The sequence below is a fragment of the Bifidobacterium sp. LH_424 genome (assembly GCF_056356895.1).
Genome location: NZ_JBKEVC010000012.1, coordinates 90,488 through 96,955, shown reverse-complemented (window position 1 = coordinate 96,955; position 6,468 = coordinate 90,488). Strand labels below are relative to the sequence as shown.

The 6,468-nt window shown below is 64.3% G+C and carries 4 protein-coding genes and 1 rRNA gene; 2 read left to right on the top strand and 3 right to left on the bottom strand.

Features of this window, described 5'->3' with window-relative positions; all coding sequences use genetic code 11:
* Window positions 1-76 (bottom strand): 16S ribosomal RNA (locus tag AC1AYP_RS09560); the annotation flags it as partial.
* A 1,096-nt stretch (window positions 77-1,172) separates the two neighbouring features.
* Between AC1AYP_RS09560 and AC1AYP_RS09555 the strand changes: the two genes are divergently transcribed.
* Complete coding sequence (locus AC1AYP_RS09555; RefSeq protein WP_476547709.1) at window positions 1,173-2,087, top strand: aldo/keto reductase; 915 nt, start codon at window positions 1,173-1,175, stop codon at window positions 2,085-2,087.
* 129 nt (window positions 2,088-2,216) lie between these two features.
* Here AC1AYP_RS09555 and AC1AYP_RS09550 read toward each other — a convergent pair whose 3' ends face one another.
* The gene (locus AC1AYP_RS09550; RefSeq protein ID WP_476547707.1) at window positions 2,217-4,094 is read right to left on the bottom strand and encodes an oleate hydratase; all 1,878 of its coding nucleotides are present in this window, start codon (window positions 4,092-4,094) and stop codon (window positions 2,217-2,219) included.
* 261 nt (window positions 4,095-4,355) lie between these two features.
* Between AC1AYP_RS09550 and AC1AYP_RS09545 the strand changes: the two genes are divergently transcribed.
* A complete protein-coding gene (locus tag AC1AYP_RS09545; RefSeq protein WP_476547705.1) occupies window positions 4,356-5,333 on the top strand; it encodes an aldo/keto reductase family protein in 978 nt (325 codons plus the stop codon).
* Window positions 5,334-5,357: 24 nt separating this feature from the next.
* On the opposite strand, the gene AC1AYP_RS09540 is transcribed toward AC1AYP_RS09545, so the two are convergent.
* Entirely contained in the window at window positions 5,358-6,227 is an 870-nt protein-coding gene (locus AC1AYP_RS09540) for a MurR/RpiR family transcriptional regulator (protein WP_476533118.1), read from the bottom strand.
* Window positions 6,228-6,468: the final 241 nt, after the last annotated feature.

Genomic DNA, 6,468 nt, shown 5'->3' with positions numbered 1-6,468 from the left:
CAGGATCCCGTTCGACTTGCATGTGTTAAGCACGCCGCCAGCGTTCATCCTGAGCCAGAATCGAACCCTCCACAAAAAACATTGCAGAAAGACATCGACAGATGACTCTCACTAAAAACAATTGACGGAACATCCTATAAGGAAGGACGTTCGCACAAAAACCCCGACCCCCATCAAACCCCCCCCGGGTACTCGAAAACGAGCGGGAATCGGACTGGCAATCATTGACTATAAAGAAGTAAGTAGTACAACACACTCTTGAGTTCTCAAACCACCACCACGCGCCGAACACCCCGGAAACCAACCAACAGCAGACAACCGGACCGCTCAGCGGCAGCGAATGAATAACCTACACCACACCGACCAACACCGCAAACCCACACCACAAAACAACCCCCAAAACCCCTGCAAACACTAGCCTCCACCGGCGTGTCGAAAAACCGACCACAAACAACCCGACAACCCCCACAGCCCGCCAAAGGCCGGCAGCTCCCCTCACAAGGGAGAGCACTCTCCCCCACCCGGCATTGCCGGGAGCCCCCTCCACAAAGGGGGCCAGAGAAGCGGCAGTCTGCCAATATGCGCGGGCAAAGGCACTCGACGCGAGGGCCTGAGGGCATCAATCGCCCCGAATACGACGAAACCCGTCTCGCGGTGCGCGGACGGGAATCATAACGACGGAATTATGGGCGGACGCCGTTGTCCGTATCCTCAACTGCTCATCGAACTCGCGACACTCCACGACGCCTTTTCATTCATTCCGGCGTCAAGCGGATGGGCCGCTACTCGGACAGTATCGAATCAGTATGCGATTCAGCGATCGCCGTGACGACGAGCGGTCTCGGCCATCTTCTGGCGGGCGATGTTCTCCGGGAACATGTTGTCGGCGCAGTAGCTGATGAAATCACCGAAGATGTTCTTGTTGGTCATGATATCCACCTTTCTTATTGGGTCGCCGGCTTCGTATCCCGGCTGACATCTCACATGATAGACGCCGCCGGCTCGTTTTGCAAACGTATGCTGAAACCGGTTTCAGAACGCTGTCATACCGCCGTTCGCCCGGCGTGTCGCATCACCGCCGATTCGGACGGTATCCGCGGGATAGACCCCCGGGAACGCCCGCGCACGGGCCTACAATGGAACCCGATTCCACATCATCGACGAATGGGGGCATGATGAGCGATCCGCAGACAACCACATCACATGAGGAATCACCCGCGACGTCGCCCGAACTGACGTTGCACGACAAGGCCGGCACCCGGATCCCGCAGATCGGGTTCGGCACGTTCCAGATCCCGCCCGAGGACACGCAACGCGCGGTCGAGGAGGCGCTGGAACTCGGTTACCGTCATATCGACACGGCCGCCGCCTACTACAACGAGCGGCAGGTCGGCGACGCGCTCAAGGCCACCGGTATGGCCGGCAAGGTCTGGGTGACCACGAAGCTGCGCAACTGCGACCAAGGCTACGACGCGGCGCGCGTCGCGTTCGACGAGTCGCGCCGCAAGCTGGGCGTCGACGTCATCGACATGTATCTCATCCACTGGCCGTTCCCCGCCGGCGGCTTCTACCGCGAGACGTGGCGCGCCCTGCTGAGGCTGCGCGACGAAGGCGCGATCCGCGTGCCGGGCGTGAGCAACTTCCTGCCCGAACATCTGCGCGCGATCATCGAGGATTCCGGCGAAGCGCCGGCCGTGAACCAGATCGAGGTGCATCCGCGCTTCAACCAGCCCGGCGTGCGCGCGTTCTGCAAGGCGCACGGCGTTGCGGTCGAAGCGTACAGCCCGCTCGGCCACGGCAAGGACATCGAATCCGGACCGGTCACGGCGGCCGCCGAGGCGCACGGGACGACGCCGGGGCAGGTGGTGCTGCGCTGGCATACGCAGGAGGGACGCATCGTCATCCCGAAGTCGAAGCACGTGGAGCGCATGCGCGAGAACCTCGCGAGCGCCGGCTTCGACCTGACCGCCGCCGAGATCGCCGCCATCGACGCGCTCGACGACCCGCACGCGAACGTGAGCGCCGATCCGGCCACGTTCACGCACTCCCAGTCGTGGGCGGACCAGCACGTGCGCGGCAACATCTGAACCGTCACCACCGACGCACGGCGACGATCGCCGACATCGGAACGAACGACGGCCCGGCGCAGGCTCACCGCCTGCGGCCGGGCCGTCGCCGTTCCCGCGCATGCCGAATCGCATGCGCGGGTCACGCGGTCAGATCACGTGATACTCCTTGAGCAGCGTGGCGATGTCGGTGCCGTCGAGCTTCTTCAGCACCTTGCCGAGCACGGCGCGTTCCACGAAGTTGAGCTTCATGTCCGTGACGGGCGCGCCGTCGCGCAGCTTCACCGTGGCGTTGAGGAGGTTCCTCACGTCGTAGACGCTGCCCCACACCTCGGGCACGCCGCGGTCCACGTCGAGCAGCGTGTAGACGGCCTCCATGCCGGTGCGCATCGAGTACTCGGTGGTGAAGATCGTGTCGCGCGGCGTCTCGGCGAACTGGCCGAGGAACGCGAAGTTGACGGCGCCGTCCGGCACGACGTCCGGACGGTCGCCGGCGGCGCGCGGCATGAAGAACGCGGTGATGTACGGCATCATGACCGGCACCGTGTTGGCGTGCTTCGCGGCGAGCGCCTCGATCTTCTCCGTCGGGACGCCCATGTGGTAGAGCCATTCGGCGCAGATCTCCTCGCCGGTGCATTCGGTCATCGGCTTCTTCACGTAGTCGCCGGGCTTGTCGGGGAACAGGCCGTACACCCAGACGCACAGCTGGTCCTTGCTCTGGTCGCGGAACTGCTGCTGGCGGTTGAGGGTCCAGCTCATCAGCCAGCTGGAGTCGGTGACGGTGACGATGCCGCCGGTCACGACATGGCCCGAGAACGGGTCGCGCTTGCAGATGCGCTGGATGTAGGGCGGGATCTCGCCGTCGAGCGTGGTGACGGTGGCGCTCATCCACTTGGTGGCCTGCGGGTCGGAGCAGAACTTGTCGGGGTGTCCGAAGCTCGGGTCCTGCGCGGCGATGCGGCGCCACATGTCCCAGCCGCCGCCCGGCTTCAGGTCCGGGTTCCACGGCGCGGGCGCATGCTGCGAGCCCATGGTGGAGTTCTCGACGCAGCCGCCGTTGGTGATGAACACATAGTCGTTCTCGGTCAGGTCGATGGAGGATTTGTCGCCTTCGTGGTCGAGGTCGAGGCGGACGGCGATCTTCTTCGTGGCGCTGCCGTACGGGTTGCGCTTGAACACGCCGGAGGTCGCCTGGATCTTGAGGATCGTGTCCTGGCCGACGCCGGTGCGTTCGCGCTTCGGCCCGTCGCCGCCGCCGATCGCGAATTCGACGTTCTCGACCTTGGTGCCGTAACGGAATTCGACGCCGTGCGACTCGAGGTAGGTGACCATCGGCAGGATCATCGACTCGTACTGGTTGTATCGGGTGAAGCGCAGGGCGCTGAAGTCCGGCAGACCGCCGATGTGGTGGATGTAGCGCTTGATGTACAGTTTCATCTCCAGCGCGGAATGCCAGTTCTCGAACGCGAACATGGTGCGCCAGTACATCCAGAAGTTGGAGTCGAGCACCTCGTCGTCGAAGAAGTCGGTGATCGGCTTGTCGTAGAGCTCCTCGTCGGGGGTGAAGAAGAGCTTCATAATCTCCTGCGCGGCCCTGTCGGACAGACCGAACTTGCCCTTGGTGCCGGCGTCCTTGCCCTGGTCCTTGGTGGCGCGGCACAGCGAGTAGTTCGGATCCTCCTTGTTGAGCCAGTAGTACTCGTCGAGCACGGAGACGTCGGGGTTCTCGATGGAGGGGATGGAGCGGAACAGGTCCCACATCACCTCGAAGTGGTTGTCCATCTCGCGCCCGCCGCGCATCACGTAGCCGAGTCCGGGGATCTCGGCGCCGTCGCAGGCGCCGCCGGGCACGTCGTCCTTTTCGAGGATGTGGATGTTCTCGCCGGGCATCTGCGCGTCGCGCACGAGATAGCATGCGGCGGACAGGGCCGCGAGTCCGGTGCCGATGATGTACGCGTGCTTGCCGTCGACGCCTTCCGGCTTCTTCGGCCGCGCGAATGCCTCGTAGTTGCCGTTGGAATAATACATATGCCGCCTCCTTGAGGATATGTTGACAGACCGTCAATTCCGTCCGTCAGACATCATGTCGCATTTCGCTCTCTCCCACCATAGACACTACACCGGCGTCGTGTCCGGATACGGGAACGCCACGGCCGGGTGGGCACGACGGATGGGCACGGCGGATGGGCACGGCGCACGTCCATCATGCGGCGTTTGCATTGAAGCGCACTTGAAGTGATTCAATGGATTGTGACCGTTAACGCCTGAATCAAGGAAAGAGCAGCAACGATGAAGTACCGCAACGTAGGCAAGTCCGGACTGAAGATCAGCGAGATCGCGCTGGGCAGCTGGGTGACCGACCTCAAGGGCACCGCCGCCGAGGACGTGGCGAAGCAGACCGTCGACCTCGCGTTCGACAACGGCGTGAACTTCTTCGACTGCGCCGACGCGTATTCCGCGGGCGCGGCCGAACGCTTCTTCGGCGAGGCGCTGAGCCGCTTCCCGCGCCGCGAGCTGGTCATCTCCTCGAAGGTGTTCTTCCCCACCGGCGACGGCGTGAACGACCGCGGCCTGAGCCGCAAGCACATCTTCGAGAGCTGCGAGCAGAGCCTGAAGAACATGAGGACCGACTACCTCGACCTCTACTACTGCCACCGCTTCGACGAGTCCACCGATCTGGAGGAGACGCTGCGCGCGATGAGCGACCTCGTCGCGCAGGGCAAGGTCCTCTACTACGGCGTCTCCGAGGAATGGGGCGGCGCGAGGCTCCAGGAGGCGCAGCGCATCATCGACCGTCTCGGCCTCTACCCGATCACCGTGGTGCAGCCGCAGTACAACCTCGCCGATCGCTACATCGAGCACGAGATCATGGGCGTGTGCTCGAAGCTCGGCATCGGCATCACCACGTTCTCGCCGCTCGCGCAGGGCCTGCTCACCGGCAAGTACCGCAAGGGCCAGCCGCTGCCGGCCGGCTCGCGCGCCACCTGGCAGGCTGACCACCAGATCAACGACCTGCTCACCGACGCGAACCTCGACATGGTCGAGAAGCTGCGCGGCGTGGCCGACGAGCTCGGCGTGAACCTGCCGGTCCTCTCCCTCGCCTGGATTCTTCAGCACAAGGAGATCAGCTGTGTGATCGCCGGTGCCAGCAAGCCCAGCCAGCTGGAGAACAACCTCAGGGCCTCCGGCTTCGAGGTCCCCGCCGACGCGATGGCCGAGATCGACGCGATCACCGGCTTCCACCGCTTCGAGCGCCACGTCGGCTGAGCCTTGGGGGTGGATACCGGGGGCTCAGCCCCGGTACTCCCGGTCCGCGATCATCCTGCCCGACTGGTCGAGCGCGGTGGAGAACCGGCCGTAGTCGGACAGGATCACGCCCATGTAGAGCATGTCGACGAGCGCCACGTTCGCCACGCGCGAGAAGATCGCGTTGCCGTAGATCGTGTGCGATCCGGAGCCTGTGACCAGCGTCACGTCGGCGGAACCGGCCAACGGCGAGCCGACGTGATTGGTCACGGCGATGGTGCGCGCGCCCGCCGCCTTGGCGAGGCGCAGCGCCTTCACCGTGTCCGCCGACGAGCCGGAATGGGAGAACGCGATCGCCACGTCCTCCTGATGCAGATGCCCGGCGCCGATCTGCTGGAGGTAGGCGTCCGTGTTGAGACGGCAGTCCAATCCCAGATACATGAGTTTGGTGAACAGGTCGGTGGCGGGCACGAGCGAGTTCTCCACGCCGTAGATGTCGATGGCGTTCGCTCCGGCGAGCAACGTCGTCGCCTTGCGGAACGCCTTCACGTCGAGCGAGCGGCGCAGTTCGTCGATGAGCGACGTGGCGCCGGCGGCCGCCTTGGCGGGCACGCTTTCCGGATCGTCCCACGGGTTGAGGTCGAAGCCTTCGAGCGGGTCGAACGTCACCTGGCGCTCCGCCTCGGGGTGCCGCAGCACGTAGCGCAGTTCGCGATAGCCGCCGAAGCCGAGCTTGCGGGAGAAGCGGATCACGGTCGGCTGGCTGACGTGCGTCGCCTCGGCGAGCTGGCCGACGGTCAGCCCCGCCGCCTCCTCGATATGGTCGCGGATGTACCGTGCGACGGACCGTTCGGCCGGCCTCAATGACGGATACACGTGGTCGATGCGTTCGCGAATTCCCACCGAAGGCTGCAAGGTTCCATCTCCTCGCGACAGTTCCACCATCATCTCGTATTGTCGAGGACGACGATAGCCCGCGCGGGTGTGCCGCCGAGGGACTACGGTTGACCGGAAGGTGAACCGTGCGTTAACTTTCCCTGCGGGTCGACATGGACCACGCCGGTCACGCAAACGTCACGGCTCGTCACGGGCGAAACGTGTGAGGCCCGTCATGGGCCGGGCCTCACACTGGGATGCCGTCGGCATGAGGGACGCC